This is a genomic window from [Enterobacter] lignolyticus SCF1 (assembly GCF_000164865.1).
In the GTDB taxonomy this organism is placed as follows: Bacteria; Pseudomonadota; Gammaproteobacteria; order Enterobacterales; family Enterobacteriaceae; genus Enterobacter_B; species Enterobacter_B lignolyticus.
Window position 1 is genome coordinate 1,221,207 of the sequence record NC_014618.1, and the last position, 18,319, is coordinate 1,239,525.

The window sequence follows — 18,319 nt, forward strand, 5'->3', positions numbered from 1 at the left end:
TAGCACCATAAAGCGACGAACAGCACGCAATTTTTTCTTGTGCGTTGAGCTTGCTAAACAGAGGGGCGGCGACGGAAGAACTGTAAAGGTAAGAAAATAATTGCGAAGCAGATCGTTAGCTTCAGATTTTATGATGAAAAAAAGCCTGTGTTACGTTACTCTGCTGGTTGATTTCAGACGTCTATTTGCGCACCTGACTCTTCATTAAGTATTGGTAGACTTATAATGAGTGATAATGAACGGTCTACTGTGATTAGCAAAAAGTAAAAGCGTAACTGAACTTTAAGGCAACCGCGCACTCTAACCTCGTGCTTGCTCATAGTGCAGTGATGGAGTGGCGTTCTGATTACGCATGGGAATTTGGTTTGAGGAGACATTACCTCGGATGAGCGAGCAGTTAACGGATCAGGTCCTTGTCGAACGGGTCCAGAAGGGAGATCAGAAGGCGTTTAACCTGCTGGTAGTGCGTTATCAGCATAAGGTGGCGAGCCTGGTTTCCCGCTATGTGCCGTCGGGCGATGTACCTGACGTGGTGCAAGAGTCTTTTATAAAGGCCTATCGTGCGCTGGATTCTTTCCGGGGGGATAGTGCTTTCTATACCTGGCTGTACCGTATCGCCGTCAACACGGCGAAGAATTATCTGGTTGCTCAAGGGCGACGTCCGCCATCCAGCGATGTGGATGCCATCGACGCAGAAAACTTCGAAAGTGGCGGCGCACTGAAAGAAATTTCGAACCCTGAGAACTTAATGTTGTCAGAAGAACTGAGACAAATAGTTTTCCGTACCATCGAGTCGCTTCCGGAAGATTTACGCATGGCTATTACGTTGCGGGAGCTGGATGGCCTGAGCTATGAAGAGATAGCCGCTATCATGGATTGTCCGGTGGGTACGGTACGTTCACGTATCTTCCGTGCGCGGGAAGCTATTGATAATAAAGTTCAACCGCTAATCAGGCGTTGACGATGGCGGAATACTGGAAAAGGTATTAGGCATGCAGAAAGAAAAACTTTCCGCTTTAATGGATGGGGAAACGCTGGATAGTGAGCTGCTCAACGAGCTTACTCATTCCACTGAAATGCAAAAAACGTGGGAGAGCTACCATCTCATCCGCGATACTATGCGCGGGGATACGGCAGAAACTCTGCACTTTGATATCTCAGCAAGCGTGATGGCGGCCATCGCGAACGAACCTGTTCGCCAGGCAACGCCGCTCATCCCTGAAGCCCAGCCAGCGCCGCACCAGTGGCAAAAAATGCCATTCTGGAACAAAGTTCGTCCATGGGCGAGTTCATTAACCCAAATGGGTGTTGCGGCTTGTGTTTCACTTGCAGTCATCGTGGGCGTCCAGCACTATAATGGACGATCTGAAACTTCCCAGCAGCCAGAGGCGCCGGTGTTTAACACCCTGCCGATGATGGGCAAAGCTAGCCCGGTAAGCCTGGGGGTGCCTGCAGATGCTAACGCCGGAACCGGTCAGCAGCAGCAGGTGCAGGAGCAGCGTCGTCGCATCAACGCAATGTTGCAGGACTACGAATTGCAGCGTCGTCTGCACTCCGAACAGCTTCAGTTTGAACAGGCACAGACCCAGCAGGCTGCGGTCCAGGTGCCAGGATATCAAACGTTAGGAACGCAATCGCAGTAATGAAGCAACTTTGGTGTGCCATGTCCCTTGTGGCTGGTAGCCTGTTCTTCTCCGCTAACGCCTCGGCAGATGTATCGTCCGGGGCGTTGTTGCAGGAGATGAATATGGCAAGCCAGTCTCTCAACTACGAGCTGTCCTTCATCAGCATCAACAAGCAGGGCGTAGAGTCGTTACGCTATCGTCACGCGCGTCTGAATAACCAGGCGCTGGCGCAGCTGCTGCAGATGGACGGACCGCGACGTGAAGTTGTGCAACGCGGTAGCGAAATCAGCTATTTTGAGCCTGGTCTCGATCCCTTCACGCTCAACGGCGATTACATTGTCGACTCGCTGCCTTCGCTTATTTATACCGATTTTAAGCGCCTCTCGCCGTACTATGATTTCATCTCCGTTGGCCGCACCCGCATTGCGGATCGGCTGTGTGAGGTTATTCGCGTGGTGGCGAGAGACGGCACGCGCTACAGCTATATCGTCTGGCTGGATGCGGAAACCAAGTTGCCGATGCGCGTTGACCTGCTGGATCGCGATGGCGAAACGCTGGAGCAGTTCCGCGTGATTTCGTTTTCCGTCACAGCGCAGGTGAGCGACTACATGCAGAACCTGGCGAAAGCCAGCCTGCCGCCGCAGCTCTCCGTACCGTCCGGCGATAAAGCGAAGTTCAGCTGGGCGCCCGCCTGGCTGCCGCAGGGGTTCGTCGAGGTGGCGGAGAGCCGCCGTACGCTGCCGACCATCGATTCGCCGGTGGAGTCCAAGCTCTATTCCGACGGGTTGTTCAGCTTCTCGGTGAATATTAGCCGCGCCACGCCGACCAGCAGCGAACAGATGCTGCGCACCGGCCGTCGTACCGTGAGCACCACGGTGCGCGATAACGCGGAAATCACCATCGTCGGCGAGCTGCCGCCGCAGACGGCGAAGCGCATTGCCGACAGCATTAAGCCTGGAATTTCGCCATGATCAAAGAGTGGGCAACCGTCATCTCCTGGCATGACGGCTTAGCGCAGGTAAGCTGCGACGTGAAAGCTTCCTGCAGCAGCTGCGCTTCCCGCGCGGGCTGCGGCAGCCGGGTGCTTAACAAGCTCGGACCGCAAACCCAGCACACCATCAGTGTGCCAAGCGCGCAGCCGTTAGTCGCCGGGCAAAAAGTGGAGCTTGGCATTGGCGAAGGCAGCCTGCTGACCTCCGCGCTGCTGGTTTACATGACGCCGCTGCTGGGGCTTTTCACCGTCGCTGCGCTGTTCCAGCTCTGCTTCGGCAGCGATCTGGCGGCGCTGACCGGCGCGCTGCTCGGCGGCGTCGGCGGTTTTCTCATTGCCCGCGGCCTGTCGCCGAAGCTGGCGGCGCGTGACGCCCTGCAGCCGACAATTTTAAGCGTTGGCCTACCGCCCGAACTGCTGCGCATCGATACCGCTTCTTCTGAAATGGGCCAGTGAATTCACTGGCTTTTATCTTTATTTACATCTGCCGCGAGATCTCCTTTCTGCTAACCGCTATGCTTGCCGGAAGAGCATTTCCTGGTGACGGAGATGTAGTGTAGAATGCGGCGTTTTCGAACGATCAATACGTCAGGCGCAGAACAGCGGCCTCCAGGAATTCGTAAGGCATAATTAACTCTAATATGAAGAATATACGTAACTTTTCGATCATTGCTCACATCGACCACGGTAAGTCGACGCTGTCTGACCGTATTATCCAGATTTGCGGTGGCCTTTCTGATCGTGAAATGGAAGCCCAGGTTCTTGATTCTATGGATCTGGAACGCGAACGCGGCATCACTATCAAAGCGCAAAGCGTGACGCTGGATTACAAGGCCGCCGACGGTGAGACCTACCAGCTGAACTTTATCGATACCCCGGGCCACGTTGACTTCTCGTATGAAGTGTCTCGTTCCCTGGCGGCCTGCGAAGGCGCGCTGCTGGTGGTTGATGCCGGGCAGGGCGTAGAAGCGCAAACGCTGGCGAACTGCTACACCGCGATGGAAATGGACCTGGAAGTGGTGCCGGTTCTCAACAAGATCGACCTGCCTGCGGCCGACCCTGAGCGCGTGGCGGATGAGATTGAAGATATCGTCGGCATCGACGCCCATGATGCCGTGCGCTGCTCGGCGAAAACCGGCGTTGGTGTGCCCGACGTGCTGGAGCGTCTGGTGCGCGATATTCCGCCGCCGGAAGGCGATCCGGACGCGCCGCTGCAGGCGCTGATCATCGACTCCTGGTTCGATAACTACCTTGGCGTTGTCTCGCTGGTGCGTATTAAAAACGGCACCATGCGTAAAGGCGACAAAATTAAGGTGATGAGCACCGGCCAGGTGTATAACGCCGACCGTCTCGGTATCTTTACCCCGAAACAGGTTGACCGCACCGAGCTGAAATGCGGCGAGGTAGGCTGGCTGGTTTGCGCGATTAAGGACATCCTCGGCGCGCCGGTGGGCGATACCCTGACCGGCGCGCGTAATCCGGCGGAGAAAGCGCTGCCGGGCTTCAAAAAAGTGAAGCCGCAGGTTTACGCGGGTCTGTTCCCGGTCAGCTCCGATGACTATGAAAACTTCCGCGATGCGCTGGGCAAACTGAGCCTGAACGATGCCTCTCTGTTCTACGAGCCGGAAAGCTCTACGGCGCTGGGCTTCGGCTTCCGCTGCGGCTTCCTCGGCCTGCTGCATATGGAGATCATTCAGGAGCGTCTGGAGCGTGAATACGATCTCGACCTGATCACCACCGCGCCGACGGTAGTCTACGAAGTTGAAACCACCTCGAAAGAGGTTATCTACGTTGACAGCCCGTCCAAGCTGCCGCCGCTGAATAACATTCAGGAACTGCGTGAGCCGATCGCCGAATGTCATATGCTGCTGCCGCAGGCGTTCCTCGGCAACGTGATTACCCTGTGTATTGAGAAACGCGGCGTTCAGACCAACATGGTCTACCACGGCAACCAGGTGGCGCTGACTTACGAAATCCCGATGGCGGAAGTGGTGCTCGACTTCTTCGATCGTCTGAAGTCGACCTCGCGCGGCTATGCGTCTCTGGACTACAACTTCAAGCGTTTCCAGGCGTCCAACATGGTGCGCGTGGATGTGCTGATCAACGGCGAACGCGTCGATGCGCTGGCGCTGATCACCCACAACGATAATGCGCCATACCGCGGCCGCGAGCTGGTGGAGAAGATGAAAGAGCTGATCCCGCGCCAGCAGTTCGATATCGCGATTCAGGCGGCCATCGGCAACCACATTATCGCCCGTTCAACGGTGAAACAGCTGCGTAAAAACGTTCTGGCAAAATGCTATGGCGGCGACGTCAGCCGTAAGAAAAAACTGCTGCAGAAGCAGAAAGAAGGTAAGAAACGTATGAAGCAGGTCGGTAACGTTGAACTGCCGCAGGAAGCGTTCCTCGCCATTCTGCATGTCGGTAAAGACAGTAAATAACCTTTAAGGAGTTGGCATGGCGAACATGTTTGCCCTGATCCTGGTCATTGCTACCCTGGTGACGGGCGTCTTATGGTGCCTGGATAAGTTTATTTTTGCGCCAAAACGCCGTGAACGTCAGGCCGCCGCGCAGGCGGCGACGGGTGATTCGCTTGATCCTAAGACCCTGAAGAAGGTCGGTCCGAAGCCGGGCTGGCTGGAAACCGGGGCATCGGTATTCCCGGTGCTGGCGATCGTGCTGGTGGTGCGCTCGTTTATCTATGAGCCGTTTCAGATTCCTTCCGGCTCGATGATGCCGACGCTGCTGATCGGGGATTTTATTCTGGTGGAGAAATATGCCTACGGAATTAAAGATCCTATTTATCAGAAGACGTTAATCGAAACGGGTCATCCGAAACGCGGCGATATCGTCGTGTTCAAATATCCTGAAGATCCGCGCCTGGACTATATTAAGCGCGCGATTGGCGTTCCCGGGGATAAGGTTACCTACGATCCGGTGGCGAAAGAGCTGACCATTCAGCCGGGCTGCAGTTCAGGCCAGTCCTGCGGCAGCGCGCTGCCGGTGACCTACTCAAACGTTGAGCCGAGCGATTTCGTCCAGACGTTCGCCCGTCGTAACGGCGGCGAAGCGACCAGCGGTTTCTGGCAGCTGCCGAAGGGCGAGCGCAAAGAAAACGGCGTACGTCTGACGGAGCGTAAAGAGACGCTGGGCGACGTAACTCACCGCATTCTGACGGTGCCTATCGCGCAGGATCAGCTGGGGATGTATTACCAGCAGCCGGGCCAGCCGCTGGCGACCTGGGTGGTACCGCCGGGTCACTACTTCATGATGGGCGACAACCGCGACAACAGCGCCGACAGCCGCTACTGGGGCTTTGTCCCGGAAGCGAACCTGGTGGGTAAAGCGGTCGGTATCTGGATGAGCTTTGAAAAACAGGAAGGCGAATGGCCGACCGGCGTACGTTTAAATCGTATCGGCGGCATCCATTAATTTCGCGTTTTTTGTTCATGCCGCCGCCAATATGCGGCGGCATGAAATATTTAGAATATAAATTCCTTCAGACTAACGACATCCCCCCCCGTTGCGTATAGAATATCCCCCCGAAGTTTTAGGTTGGCGCCCGCTCGGGAGCCACGGCACACGAAACCGCGTTGGTTATTTCAGGTCGGTTTCGTGTGCTGAATTTTTGACGCATTCATTTTATTGGTAACGCATGAACCCCATCGTAATTAATCGGCTTCAACGTAAGCTGGGCTACACTTTTCATCATCAGGAGTTGCTGCAGCAGGCATTAACTCATCGCAGTGCCAGTAGCAAACACAACGAGCGTCTGGAGTTTCTCGGCGACTCCATTTTAAGTTACGTCATCGCCAACGCGCTGTATCACCGTTTTCCGCGCGTTGACGAGGGCGATATGAGCCGCATGCGCGCTACGCTTGTCCGCGGCAATACGCTGGCGGAAATCGCCCGTGAGTTTGAGCTGGGCGAGTGCCTGCGTCTGGGGCCGGGTGAGCTGAAAAGCGGCGGTTTTCGTCGCGAGTCTATCCTCGCGGATACCGTCGAGGCGCTGATTGGCGGCGTATTCCTCGACAGCGATATTCAGACCGTTGAGCAGCTGATCCTTTCCTGGTATCAGAGCCGACTGGATGAAATTAGCCCGGGCGATAAGCAAAAAGATCCGAAAACCCGTTTGCAGGAATATTTACAGGGCCGCCACCTGCCGCTGCCGTCTTATCTGGTGGTGCAGGTTCGTGGCGAAGCCCACGATCAGGAATTTACTATCCACTGCCAGGTCAGTGGCCTGAGTGAACCGGTGGTTGGCACGGGTTCCAGCCGTCGTAAGGCGGAGCAGGCTGCCGCCGAACAGGCGCTGAAAAAACTGGAGCTGGAATGAGCGACAACAAAACCTATTGCGGATTTATCGCCATCGTCGGACGACCGAACGTTGGCAAATCCACCCTGCTGAATAAACTGCTTGGGCAGAAGATTTCGATCACCTCCCGTAAAGCGCAGACCACGCGTCACCGTATCGTCGGCATCCATACCGAGGGCGAGTATCAGGCGATTTATGTCGATACTCCGGGCCTGCATATGGAAGAAAAACGCGCGATCAACCGCCTGATGAACAAAGCGGCGAGCAGCTCCATCGGCGACGTTGAGCTGGTGATTTTCGTTGTGGAAGGCACCCGCTGGACGCCGGATGACGAAATGGTGCTCAACAAGCTGCGCGAAGGCAAAGCGCCGGTGATCCTTGCGGTGAACAAAGTGGATAACGTGCAGGAAAAAGCGGATCTGCTGCCGCACCTGCAGTTCCTGGCAAGCCAGATGAATTTCCTCGATATCGTGCCGATTTCCGCGGAAACCGGAATGAACGTCGATACCATCGCGGGCATCGTGCGCAAGCATCTGCCGGAGGCGATCCACCACTTCCCGGAAGACTACATTACCGACCGCTCGCAGCGCTTTATGGCGTCTGAAATTATCCGCGAGAAGCTAATGCGTTTCCTCGGCGCCGAGCTGCCGTACTCCGTGACCGTTGAGATCGAGCGCTTCGTGACTAACGAGCGCGGCGGCTACGACATCAACGGGCTTATCCTCGTTGAGCGCGAAGGGCAGAAAAAGATGGTCATCGGCAACAAAGGCGCCAAGATCAAAACCATCGGTATTGAAGCCCGTAAGGATATGCAGGAGATGTTCGAAGCCCCGGTTCACCTGGAGCTGTGGGTGAAAGTGAAATCCGGCTGGGCCGACGACGAGCGCGCGCTGCGCAGTCTCGGTTACGTTGACGATCTCTGAGTAAACGCTCATGGAGGGCTGGCAGCGCGCTTTCGTCCTGCATAGTCGCCCCTGGAGCGAAACCAGCCTGATGCTGGACGTCTTCACGGAAGAGTCGGGCCGCGTGCGCCTTGTCGCCAAAGGCGCACGCGCCAAACGTTCTAATCTGAAAGGCGCCCTGCAGCCTTTTACCCCCCTGTTGGTCCGCTTTGGCGGGCGCGGCGACGTTAAAACGTTGCGCAGCGCGGAGGCGGTCTCGCTGGCGCTGCCGCTCAGCGGCATCACGCTGTACAGCGGCCTCTATGTTAATGAGCTTATCTCCCGCGTTCTCGAACATGAGACCCGCTTCTCTGAACTCTTTTTTGATTATCTGCACTGTATTCAGGCGCTTGCTGGCGCTACCCGTTCCCCTGAACCGGCGCTCCGGCGTTTTGAACTCGCGCTACTCGGCCACCTGGGCTACGGCGTCGATTTTCTGCACTGCGCCGGCAGCGGCGAAGAGGTCGATGACGGCATGACCTACCGCTACCGTGAGGAAAAAGGGTTTATCGCAAGCGTCGTGATCGATAACAGCACCTTTACCGGGCGGCAGTTAAAAGCGCTTGATGCGCGAGAATTTCCGGATGTTGATACATTGCGCGCCGCGAAACGCTTTACCCGTATGGCGCTAAAGCCGTATCTTGGGGGCAAACCGTTAAAGAGCCGGGAGCTGTTCCGGCAATTTATGCCAAAATGCGCAGTGAAAACGAATAATGATTAACGAGGATTGTCATGGCTGAATTACTGTTAGGCGTCAACATTGACCACATTGCTACTTTACGTAACGCGCGCGGAACGGCGTATCCTGACCCGGTGCAGGCGGCGTTTATCGCCGAGCAGGCCGGCGCAGACGGTATCACCGTGCATTTACGCGAAGATCGCCGCCATATTACCGATCGCGATGTGCGCATTTTGCGCCAGACGCTCGATACCCGCATGAACCTGGAGATGGCGGTCACCGAAGAGATGCTGGCTATCGCCTGTGAAACCAAACCGCATTTCTGCTGCCTGGTGCCGGAGAAGCGTCAGGAAGTGACCACCGAGGGCGGTCTGGACGTGGCCGGCCAGCGCGATAAAATGCGCGACGCCTGCAAACGCCTGGCGGATGCCGGTATTCAGGTATCGCTGTTTATCGATGCCGATGACGAGCAGATCAAAGCCGCAGCCGAAGTAGGCGCCCCGTATATCGAAATCCATACCGGCTGCTATGCCGATGCCGAAACGGAAGACGCGCAGGCTAAGGAGCTGGCGCGTATCGCCAGAGCCGCAACCTACGCCGCAAGCCTGGGGCTGAAGGTAAATGCCGGTCACGGCCTGACCTACCATAACGTCAAAGCTATTGCCGCGCTGCCGGAAATGCATGAGCTGAACATCGGCCATGCGATTATCGGCCGCGCGGTGATGAGCGGCCTGAAAGAGGCGGTTGCTGAGATGAAGCGCCTGATGCTGGAAGCGCGCGGGTAATGGCCATTCTTGGTCTGGGCACCGACATCGTTGAAATCGCCCGCGTCGAAGCGGTGATCGCCCGCAGCGGCGATCGCCTTGCGCGACGGGTGCTAAGCGATAACGAGTGGCTCATCTGGGAGGCGCACCAGCAGCCGGTGCGCTTTCTGGCAAAACGCTTTGCGGTCAAAGAAGCCGCGGCAAAGGCGCTGGGCACTGGCATTCGCAACGGCCTGGCGTTCAATCAGTTTGAGGTTTACAACGACGCGCTGGGCAAGCCGAAGCTGCGTTTGTGGGGCGAAGCGGAGAGCCTGGCGCAGCGTTTGGGCGTAACGCATATTCACGTCACGCTTGCCGACGAGCGCCACTATGCCTGCGCTACGGTGATTGTGGAGAGCTAAAGCTTATCGGCGTGATGCAGCAGGACGAACTTGTCCCACAGCTGTTCTTCGTTTTCCGCATGCGCCGGATCCTTAATAATGGTATTCGGGATCGGGCATACCTTCTGGCAGGTCGGGGTGTCGTAATGGCCGATGCACTCCGTGCAGCGGTCGCTGTTAATCTGATAAATGCTGTCGCCCATTGAAATCGCCTCGTTCGGGCATTCCGGCTCGCACATATCGCAGTTGATGCATTTTTTGGTGATTAACAGCGCCATCAGGAAACTCTCAGAAACAACACAAACAGGGCGGGCATTATACGCTCATTCTCTGTTCAGACCAGTTTTTTCACCAGCGCCTCGCTGTGGCGAATACGGTCCGGCGCATTCTCCAGATCCTGCTGCACCAGCCCCATAAACAGAAGATCCGTCAGCATCATCTGCGCGCTGGTGGACGAGATAGCCGCACTGCGGGTCGCCTGCTCCTCGGCAATGGTATACAGGCAGTGCGAGGCCCGCTGCTGCAGCGCGTTGGGCGAAAAGCCGGTGATCGCCAGGATCTTCCCGCCGACGCGCAGCGCTTCATCCGCCGCGAGGTTGATCTCGCGCCGCTCGCCGGAGTAGGAGATAGCCAGCAGCAGATCGTCCTGCGCCATCGCCTGCACGGTCGCCAGCAGCGCATGCATGTCCTGCTCCGCCACGGCGTTAAAGCCGATTTTCATCAGCTTCCAGCTAAAATTACGCGCCACCAGGCCGGAGGCGCCGATGCCGGTGATGATAATGCGCCGGGCGTTGCGCAAAAGCGTCACGCTCTCCAGCAGCTTATCCTCGCTGTTTACATCGAGCGAGGCATGCATCGCGGCGATATTGTCTTTGATAAGCTTCTCGCCGACCAGACGCAGCGGATCGTCGCCGCGGATCTGGTTGTGTACCGGCATCGAGTGCGGGTTCGGGTTACTCGCCAGCGCTTCGCTTAGCGCCAGCTTGAGCGCCGGAAACCCTTTGAATCCCATTTTTTGGGCGAACTTCACCACGCTTGACTGGCTTACGCCCGCCTCGCTTGCCAGCTGCTGCGAGCTGAGATGGCGCGCCTCATCGGGCTGCGCCAGAATAAAATCGGCCAGTTTTTTATCGCTCTGCGCAAGCCCCGGGTAGCGCTGGCGGATGCGGATTAAACAGTTCATTTGCTCTCCAGAGGACCAGGGGTCGGCCGACTGCCAGAATTTTTTATTCGATTATAGAGGATTATCGTACTTAACAATGCGGCCGCAGGGGAAAATATCGGCGAAAAGTTAAGCGATTCATTATTTTTATCAACAGGATACGCCCTCATTATGGAGAGTTAAAGACACATTGCCGAACGTTTTAACAAATGTGAGGTGCTATCTGATAGGCTATTTATCAGCAATAACGATGACACCGTCATGATAATGAAGCGGAGCGCGAGAGTGGGTAACAGGCGTCGGGTGGTTTTTTTTGATCTTGATGGCACGCTGCATCAGCAGGATCTTTTCGGCGCTTTCCTGCGCTATCTTGTCCGACGCTCGCTGCCGAATGCGCTGCTGGTGCTGCTGCTGTCGCCGGCTATTGCTATGGGGCTGCTCATCAACGGGCGCGCGGCGCGTTGGCCGATGAGCCTGCTGCTGTGGGGCGCCACCTTTGGTCACTCTGAGTCGGCGCTCAGGGCGCGGGAGGCCCGCTTTGTGGCGCGTTTTCGCGACAGCGTCACCGAGTTTCCCGCCGTACATCAGCGCCTGACGCACTACCTTAGCTGTGCGGATGCTGACGTCTGGCTCATTACCGGATCTCCGCAGTCGCTGGTGGAGCAGGTCTATTCCGACGCCGCCTGGCTGTCGCAGGTCAATCTTATCGCCAGCCAGATGTCGCGCCGTTACGGCGGCTGGGTGCTGACGCTGCGCTGTCTGGGGCACGAAAAAGTCGCGCAGCTGGAAAAAAAGCTGGGCGCCCCTTTGCAGCTGTACAGCGGCTATAGCGACAGCGATCAGGACAATCCGCTGCTCTATTTCTGCCAGCATCGCTGGCGGGTGACGCCGCAGGGAGAGCTGCGGCAGCTGGAATTATTTAGGGTATAAAGTATCGCTGCTATGTATAATGCGCCCCGCTTTTTCTGCCGGAGTGACCGCTGTGTCCGCTATTGAACTGAACCATGAATACTGGATGCGCCATGCGCTGGGGCTCGCTCAGCGGGCCTGGGATGAAGGGGAGGTCCCGGTCGGCGCGGTGCTGGTGTATCAAAACCAGGTGATTGGCGAAGGCTGGAACCGACCGATTGGCCGCCACGATCCTACCGCCCATGCGGAGATCATGGCGCTGCGCCAGGGCGGGCTGGTGCTGCAAAACTACCGGCTTATCGATACCACGCTGTACGTTACCCTTGAGCCCTGCGTCATGTGCGCGGGGGCGATGGTGCACAGCCGCATTGGGCGCGTGGTGTTCGGCGCGCGCGACGCCAAAACCGGCGCGGCAGGGTCGCTGATGGACGTGCTGCATCATCCGGGAATGAACCACCGGGTCGAGGTCACCGAAGGCGTGCTTGCGGGGGAGTGCTCCGCCATGCTGAGCGATTTCTTTCGGGCGCGCCGGGCGCAAATCAAGGCGCAAAAACGTCCCGAGCAGCCCTAACGGCGCCGGGCGTCAACCAGCATATTCGGCGCCTTCACTTCTATCTGGCCGGAGCTTTCGTCCGGCGATAGCGAAAGAAACGGCAGCATGCCAAAGTTATTGCGGTTCAGCTCGTTCGGGCTGACGGCGGGATAGTCCTGGGCGATTTCTATCGCCTTCGCCACTTTCTTCTCTTTTTCGACCAGATAGCCCACGAGGCTTATCTGGTACTTACGAATATTTTCCACATAAGCATAAGCCTCATGCCCGCGCGCATAGCCGTAGGTCAGCTTGCTGTAATACGGCTTCTGGCTCAGCAGCGGCAGGCGCTGCTTCACGTCGGCCCAGCTGTCCGGGTCGCCCTTTTGTTTCGCCGTCAGGGCGCGGGCGTCCAGCATGTGGGCATAGCCCATGTTGTAGGCCGCCAGCGCAAACCAGATGCGCTCGTCTTTGGGGATCGTATCCGGCACTTTGCCCATCATGTCCTGCAGGTAGCGCATGCCACCGCTGACGCTTTGCTCGGCGTCGGTGCGGTCGGTCAGCCCCAGGCTTTGGGCGGTGTTTTTGGTCAGCATCATCAGCCCGCGCACGCCGGTCGGGGAGGTCGCCTGCGGATCCCAGTGCGATTCCTGCCAGGAGATAGCCGCCAGCAGGTGCCAGTCTATTTCGGTAGCATACTTCTGGAACAATGGCTGCAGATCGGGCAGCACGCTGTCGATGGCGCGCAGAAAGGTACGGGTGTCGACGTAGTCGAAGTCATCGCCGTGCCCCAGGTACTTCTCCTCCACGCGGGCGAGGGTGCCGTCCTCATTAATGTTATTGAAGAAGTCGAGCATCGCCGCAGGCAGGGTGTTGTCATCGTCTTTCAGGCTGAACCAGGTGACCGGCTGCTCGTCGGTGATATCCAGCGCTACCGCCAGCTCCGGGTGGACGCGCTGAAAGAGGCTTATCGCCACGGAGTCGGCGATGGTGTACTCGAGCTTGCCTTCCAGCACCGCCTCCATTAGCTCGGCGCTGCTGCGTTTGTCATCCACGGTCCAGGCAAGCTTTGGGTATTTTTTCGCTTTCAGCGCCTGCAGGTCGTTAATGGCGACGTGTCCCGGCGCGATGACCAGCTGCTGCTGCGTAACGTCCGCCAGCGAGCGCGGCCGGAAGCTGCCTTTGCGATAGACCAGCTGCTGGGAGACGGAATAGTACGTCGGGCCTGACTGATAGCGCTTAACGCGCTCGCTGTTATAGACCAGGCCTGCGGCCAGCATATCGGCATCGCCGCGATCGAGGTCGTCAAACAGCTGGCTGATGTTCTGGCGTACGGTCACCTTCAGCTTAACGCCGAGGTAGTTGGCAAACTGCTGCGCCAGCTCATAGTCCAGGCCATAATCTTTTTCATTGATATTGGTAAAGGTCAGCGGCGTGGCGATGGTGCTGACGCGCAGCTCGCCGCTCGCCTGAATCGCGGCGATACGGTTCTCTGGTTTACTAAACCAGGGAATAGAGGGCCATAACGCCGCTGCCAATAGCAGGGTGACTATGCCGATAAACAGATAATTAATCTTTAATTTTTTCAATTAGTTAATTCTCTGTGTTCCAGGCAGGTTCAGCCAGCAATTACCATATTAAAGTACGACGTTTGGATGAGTTGAGCGGCATTTTGCTTAACATTCCGCCAATTGGCAACTGATTAGTGAGGTTAGTCACATCGATTGATAAAAGGGGCGGGTGATTTTATTTCGACGCAAACGGTTTCGTCGGCGCTCAGGATTCACTATAATGACGCCCGTTTTCCGCCATTGCGCAAACTGAAACCCAGAAGACGAGAGACTTATGATGGAAATTCTGCGTGGTTCGCCTGCACTGTCTGCATTTCGTATTACCAAACTGCTGGCACGTTTTCAGGCAGCCCACCTTCCGGTCAGCAATATTTACGCCGAGTATGTGCACTTTGCCGAGCTGAACGCTCCGCTCTCAGACGATGAGCATGCCCGTCTGGCGCGTTTGCTGCAGTATGGCCCGGTGCTGCAAAGCCACACTCCCGCCGGAAAACTGCTGCTCGTCACCCCCCGCCCTGGCACCATCTCCCCCTGGTCTTCAAAAGCTACCGATATCGCCCACAACTGCGCACTGACGCAGATAAGCCGCATTGAGCGCGGCGTGGCGTACTATATCGACGCGCCGACCCTGACGCAGGCGCAGTGGCATGAGGTTGCCGCTGCGCTCCACGATCGCATGATGGAATGCGTATTCGGCGCTCTGCAGGAGGCGGAAAAACTCTTTGCCCATCACCAGCCGACGCCGGTCTCCAGCGTCGACGTGCTGGGGCAGGGACGTCAGGCGCTGGCCGACGCCAACCTGCGCCTCGGCCTTGCGCTGGCGGATGACGAGATTGACTATCTTCTCGATGCGTTCACGACCCTTAAACGCAACCCGAACGATATCGAACTGTATATGTTCGCCCAGGCGAACTCCGAGCACTGCCGCCATAAGATTTTCAACGCCGACTGGGTGATTGACGGCGAGCAGCAGCCGAAGTCGCTGTTCAAAATGATCAAGAACACCTTCGAAACTACGCCGGAACACGTGCTGTCAGCGTACAAAGATAACGCTGCCGTCATGGAAGGATCGAGCGTCGGGCGTTTCTTCGCCGATAGCGACGCCAGCCGATACGATTTCCATCAGGAGCCGGTACATATCCTGATGAAGGTTGAAACCCACAACCACCCGACGGCGATTTCTCCGTGGCCGGGGGCGGCGACCGGCTCCGGCGGCGAAATTCGCGACGAAGGGGCTACCGGGCGCGGCGCCAAGCCGAAAGCGGGCCTGGTCGGTTTCTCGGTTTCGAACCTGCGCATTCCAGGCTTCGAGCAGCCGTGGGAAGAAGATTTCGGTAAACCGGATCGCATCGTTAACGCGCTCGACATCATGACCGATGGCCCGCTCGGTGGCGCGGCGTTTAACAACGAATTTGGCCGTCCTGCGCTGAACGGCTACTTCCGTACCTATGAAGAGAAGGTCAATAGCCACAACGGCGAAGAGCTTCGCGGCTACCACAAGCCGATTATGCTGGCCGGCGGTATTGGCAACATCCGCGCCGACCACGTGCAGAAGGGCGAGATAACGGTCGGCGCGAAGCTGATTGTGCTGGGCGGCCCGGCGATGAATATCGGCCTGGGCGGCGGCGCGGCGTCGTCGATGGCGTCCGGCCAGTCCGATGCGGATCTGGATTTCGCCTCCGTACAGCGCGACAACCCGGAGATGGAGCGCCGCTGCCAGGAAGTGATTGACCGCTGCTGGCAGATGGGCGAAGAGAACCCGATTCTGTTTATCCACGACGTTGGCGCGGGCGGTTTGTCGAACGCTATGCCGGAGCTGGTGAGCGACGGCGGCCGCGGCGGGCGCTTTGAGCTGCGCGATATTCTGAGCGACGAGCCGGGAATGAGCCCGCTGGAAATCTGGTGTAACGAGTCACAGGAACGCTATGTTCTGGCCGTCGCGCCGGAGCAGCTGCCGCTGTTCGATGCCCTGTGCCGCCGCGAACGCGCGCCGTACGCGGTGATCGGCGAGGCGACAGAAGAGAAGCACCTCAGCCTGCACGATACCCATTTTGATGACCAGCCCATCGATCTGCCGCTGGACGTCCTGCTCGGCAAAACGCCGAAGATGACCCGCGATGTGTCGACCTTAACCGCGAAAGGCGAGGCGCTGGATCGCCACGGTATCAGCATTGCCGATGCCGTGAAGCGCGTGCTGCATCTGCCGACGGTGGCGGAGAAAACCTTCCTCGTCACCATCGGCGACCGTACCGTGACCGGCATGGTGGCGCGTGACCAGATGGTCGGCCCGTGGCAGGTGCCGGTGGCGAACTGTGCGGTGACTACCGCCAGCCTCGACAGCTACTACGGTGAAGCGATGGCGATAGGCGAACGCGCGCCGGTCGCGCTGCTGGACTTTGCCGCCTCCGCGCGTCTGGCGGTCGGCGAAGCGTTGACCAACATCGCCGGTACGCAGATTGGCGATATCAAGCGCATCAAGCTGTCGGCGAACTGGATGGCCGCGGCCGGTCATCCTGGCGAGGATGCGGGCCTGTACGCCGCGGTGAAAGCCGTGGGCGAAGAGCTTTGTCCGGCGCTGGGGCTGACCATTCCGGTGGGTAAAGACTCGATGTCGATGAAAACCCGCTGGCAGGAAGGCAGCGAGCAGCGCGAGATGACCTCGCCGCTGTCGCTGGTGATTTCCGCGTTTGCCCGCGTTGAGGACGTGCGCGGCACCGTGACGCCGCAGCTCTCTACCGAGGATAACGCCCTGCTGCTGATCGACCTTGGCAAAGGTCACAACGCGCTGGGCGCAACGGCGCTTGCTCAGGTGTACCGCCAGCTTGGCGATAAGCCTGCCGACGTTCGCAGCGTTGAGCAGCTGAAAGGCTTCTACGACGCGATGCAGGCGCTGGTCGCACAGCGTAAGCTGCTGGCCTGGCATGACCGTTCCGACGGCGGCCTGCTGACTCTGCTTGCTGAGATGGCGTTTACCGGCCACTGCGGCGTTGAGGTCAACATCGCTGCGCTGGGCGACGACCATCTGGCGGCGCTGTTTAACGAAGAGCTGGGCGGGGTGATTCAGGTGCGCGCGCAGGATCGCGAGGCGGTGGAATCCCTGCTGGCCTCTCACGGCCTGGCCGACTGCGTGCACTATCTGGGTAAAGCCGTGGCCGGGGATCGCTTCACCATCACCGCCGGCGGGCATCCGGTGTTTAGCGAAAGCCGCACGACCCTGCGCGTCTGGTGGGCGGAAACTACCTGGCAGATGCAGCGCCTGCGTGACAACCCGGAGTGCGCCGACCAGGAGCACCAGGCGAAAGCGCACGATAACGACCCGGGCCTGAACGTGAAGCTGACGTTCGACCTGAATGACGACGTGGCGGCGCCTTACATCGCCAAAGGGGCGCGTCCGAAGGTGGCGATTCTGCGCGAGCAGGGTGTGAACTCGCACGTCGAGATGGCGGCCGCCTTCCACCGCGCGGGGTTTGACGCGATTGACGTTCATATGAGCGACCTGCTGGCGGGGCGTCGTGGGCTTGAGGCGTTCCAGTCGCTGGTGGCGTGCGGCGGTTTCTCCTACGGCGATGTGCTGGGCGCGGGCGAAGGGTGGGCGAAGTCCATTCTGTTCAACGATCGCGTACGCGATGAGTTTGAGGCCTTCTTCCACCGTCCGCAGACGCTGGCGCTGGGGGTCTGCAACGGTTGCCAGATGATGTCGAACCTGCGCGAGCTGATCCCTGGCAGCAGCCTGTGGCCGCGTTTCGTCCGCAACCATTCGGATCGTTTCGAAGCCCGCTTCAGCCTGGTCGAAGTCACCCAGAGCCCGTCGCTGCTGCTGCAGGGAATGGTGGGATCGCAGATGCCTGTCGCCGTATCGCACGGCGAAGGGCGCGTTGAAGTCCGCGATGCCGCGCACCTGGCGAAGCTTGAAAACGAGGGGCTGGTGGCGCTGCGCTATGTCGATAACTTCGGCAAGGTGACGCAGTCTTATCCGGCTAACCCGAACGGTTCGCCGAACGGGATCACCGCCGTGACCAACGAAAGCGGACGCGTGACCATCATGATGCCGCACCCGGAGCGCGTGTTCCGCACCGTGGCCAACTCGTGGCACCCGGAAAACTGGGGCGAAGACGGTCCGTGGATGCGTATCTTCCGCAATGCCCGTAAACAGCTGGGCTAAACCAGTTACCGGATAAAACCCTTCGCTATCGCGAAGGGTTTTTTTTTGCCCGCAGGAAAAACGTGTCGGGAAAACGCGACACAGGGGAAATTGAGTGTCGCCAAATGGCGACATTTATTTATTTGATATTATTGAATTTATTATTTCACATGAGAAGGTGTTGTCATTTGGCGACACTCTGCTAAAAATTCGCCCAGCCGCATAATCTAAAAATAAACATGAAAATCGTTATTTATCATTGCATTAAATAATTTCTTTTTATTGTGGCATAGATGCTGCATAATAATTGGC

The 18,319-nt window shown here is 57.9% G+C and carries 18 protein-coding genes; 15 read left to right on the plus strand and 3 right to left on the minus strand.

Annotated features, from left to right (window positions below):
• Positions 1-329 precede the first annotated feature (329 nt).
• From rseD to acpS, 12 genes are all read left to right on the plus strand, one after another.
• On the plus strand, positions 330-389 hold the full coding sequence (gene rseD / locus ENTCL_RS23595) for a rpoE leader peptide RseD (protein WP_237325151.1): 60 nt from the start codon (positions 330-332) through the stop codon (positions 387-389).
• Positions 386-961: an RNA polymerase sigma factor RpoE gene (gene rpoE / locus ENTCL_RS05840; protein ID WP_006176728.1), complete on the plus strand. Its 576-nt coding sequence runs from the start codon at positions 386-388 to the stop codon at positions 959-961. The genes rseD and rpoE overlap by 4 nt, the downstream gene beginning before the upstream one ends.
• A 31-nt stretch (positions 962-992) precedes the next feature.
• Positions 993-1,643 carry an anti-sigma-E factor RseA gene (gene rseA, locus ENTCL_RS05845; protein ID WP_013365190.1) on the plus strand — a complete coding sequence of 217 codons (651 nt, stop codon included), beginning with the start codon at positions 993-995 and terminating at the stop codon, positions 1,641-1,643.
• Positions 1,643-2,596 carry a sigma-E factor regulatory protein RseB gene (gene rseB, locus ENTCL_RS05850; RefSeq protein ID WP_013365191.1) on the plus strand — a complete coding sequence of 318 codons (954 nt, stop codon included), beginning with the start codon at positions 1,643-1,645 and terminating at the stop codon, positions 2,594-2,596. The genes rseA and rseB overlap by 1 nt, the downstream gene beginning before the upstream one ends.
• On the plus strand, positions 2,593-3,072 hold the full coding sequence (gene rseC, locus ENTCL_RS05855) for a SoxR-reducing system protein RseC (protein ID WP_013365192.1): 480 nt from the start codon (positions 2,593-2,595) through the stop codon (positions 3,070-3,072). The genes rseB and rseC overlap by 4 nt, the downstream gene beginning before the upstream one ends.
• A gap of 185 nt (positions 3,073-3,257) precedes the next feature.
• Positions 3,258-5,057: a translation elongation factor 4 gene (lepA, locus tag ENTCL_RS05860; protein ID WP_013365193.1), complete on the plus strand. Its 1,800-nt coding sequence runs from the start codon at positions 3,258-3,260 to the stop codon at positions 5,055-5,057.
• A 16-nt stretch (positions 5,058-5,073) separates the two neighbouring features.
• The gene (gene lepB, locus ENTCL_RS05865) at positions 5,074-6,048 is read left to right on the plus strand and encodes a signal peptidase I (RefSeq protein ID WP_013365194.1); all 975 of its coding nucleotides are present in this window, start codon (positions 5,074-5,076) and stop codon (positions 6,046-6,048) included.
• Positions 6,049-6,271: 223 nt separating this feature from the next.
• The gene (gene rnc / locus ENTCL_RS05870) at positions 6,272-6,952 is read left to right on the plus strand and encodes a ribonuclease III (RefSeq protein ID WP_013365195.1); all 681 of its coding nucleotides are present in this window, start codon (positions 6,272-6,274) and stop codon (positions 6,950-6,952) included.
• Positions 6,949-7,854: a GTPase Era gene (era, locus tag ENTCL_RS05875; RefSeq protein ID WP_013365196.1), complete on the plus strand. Its 906-nt coding sequence runs from the start codon at positions 6,949-6,951 to the stop codon at positions 7,852-7,854. Before rnc ends, era begins: the two co-directional genes overlap by 4 nt.
• A 10-nt stretch (positions 7,855-7,864) precedes the next feature.
• A complete protein-coding gene (gene recO / locus ENTCL_RS05880) occupies positions 7,865-8,593 on the plus strand; it encodes a DNA repair protein RecO (protein ID WP_013365197.1) in 729 nt (242 codons plus the stop codon).
• Between the two features lie 11 nt (positions 8,594-8,604).
• Positions 8,605-9,336: a pyridoxine 5'-phosphate synthase gene (pdxJ, locus tag ENTCL_RS05885; RefSeq protein WP_013365198.1), complete on the plus strand. Its 732-nt coding sequence runs from the start codon at positions 8,605-8,607 to the stop codon at positions 9,334-9,336.
• Positions 9,336-9,716 carry a holo-ACP synthase gene (gene acpS, locus ENTCL_RS05890; RefSeq protein WP_013365199.1) on the plus strand — a complete coding sequence of 127 codons (381 nt, stop codon included), beginning with the start codon at positions 9,336-9,338 and terminating at the stop codon, positions 9,714-9,716. The genes pdxJ and acpS overlap by 1 nt, the downstream gene beginning before the upstream one ends.
• Here acpS and ENTCL_RS05895 read toward each other — a convergent pair.
• Both ENTCL_RS05895 and ENTCL_RS05900 read right to left on the minus strand, forming a co-directional pair.
• Entirely contained in the window at positions 9,713-9,973 is a 261-nt protein-coding gene (locus ENTCL_RS05895; RefSeq protein WP_013365200.1) for a YfhL family 4Fe-4S dicluster ferredoxin, read from the minus strand. The genes acpS and ENTCL_RS05895 overlap by 4 nt on opposite strands.
• Positions 9,974-10,029: 56 nt before the next feature.
• Entirely contained in the window at positions 10,030-10,878 is an 849-nt protein-coding gene (locus tag ENTCL_RS05900) for a MurR/RpiR family transcriptional regulator (RefSeq protein WP_013365201.1), read from the minus strand.
• Positions 10,879-11,124: 246 nt separating this feature from the next.
• Here ENTCL_RS05900 and yfhb point away from each other — a divergent pair, with 246 nt between their 5' ends.
• Entirely contained in the window at positions 11,125-11,787 is a 663-nt protein-coding gene (yfhb, locus tag ENTCL_RS05905; protein WP_044611906.1) for a phosphatidylglycerophosphatase C, read from the plus strand.
• A gap of 19 nt (positions 11,788-11,806) precedes the next feature.
• A complete protein-coding gene (gene tadA / locus ENTCL_RS05910) occupies positions 11,807-12,337 on the plus strand; it encodes a tRNA adenosine(34) deaminase TadA (RefSeq protein WP_044611907.1) in 531 nt (176 codons plus the stop codon).
• Here tadA and mltF read toward each other — a convergent pair.
• Entirely contained in the window at positions 12,334-13,884 is a 1,551-nt protein-coding gene (mltF, locus tag ENTCL_RS05915) for a membrane-bound lytic murein transglycosylase MltF (protein ID WP_013365204.1), read from the minus strand. The two genes, tadA and mltF, sit on opposite strands and share 4 nt — an antisense overlap.
• A 256-nt stretch (positions 13,885-14,140) precedes the next feature.
• On the opposite strand from mltF, the gene purL reads away from it, so the two are divergent.
• Complete coding sequence (purL, locus tag ENTCL_RS05920; protein WP_013365205.1) at positions 14,141-18,028, plus strand: phosphoribosylformylglycinamidine synthase; 3,888 nt, start codon at positions 14,141-14,143, stop codon at positions 18,026-18,028.
• The last annotated feature ends 291 nt before the right edge of the window (positions 18,029-18,319 follow it).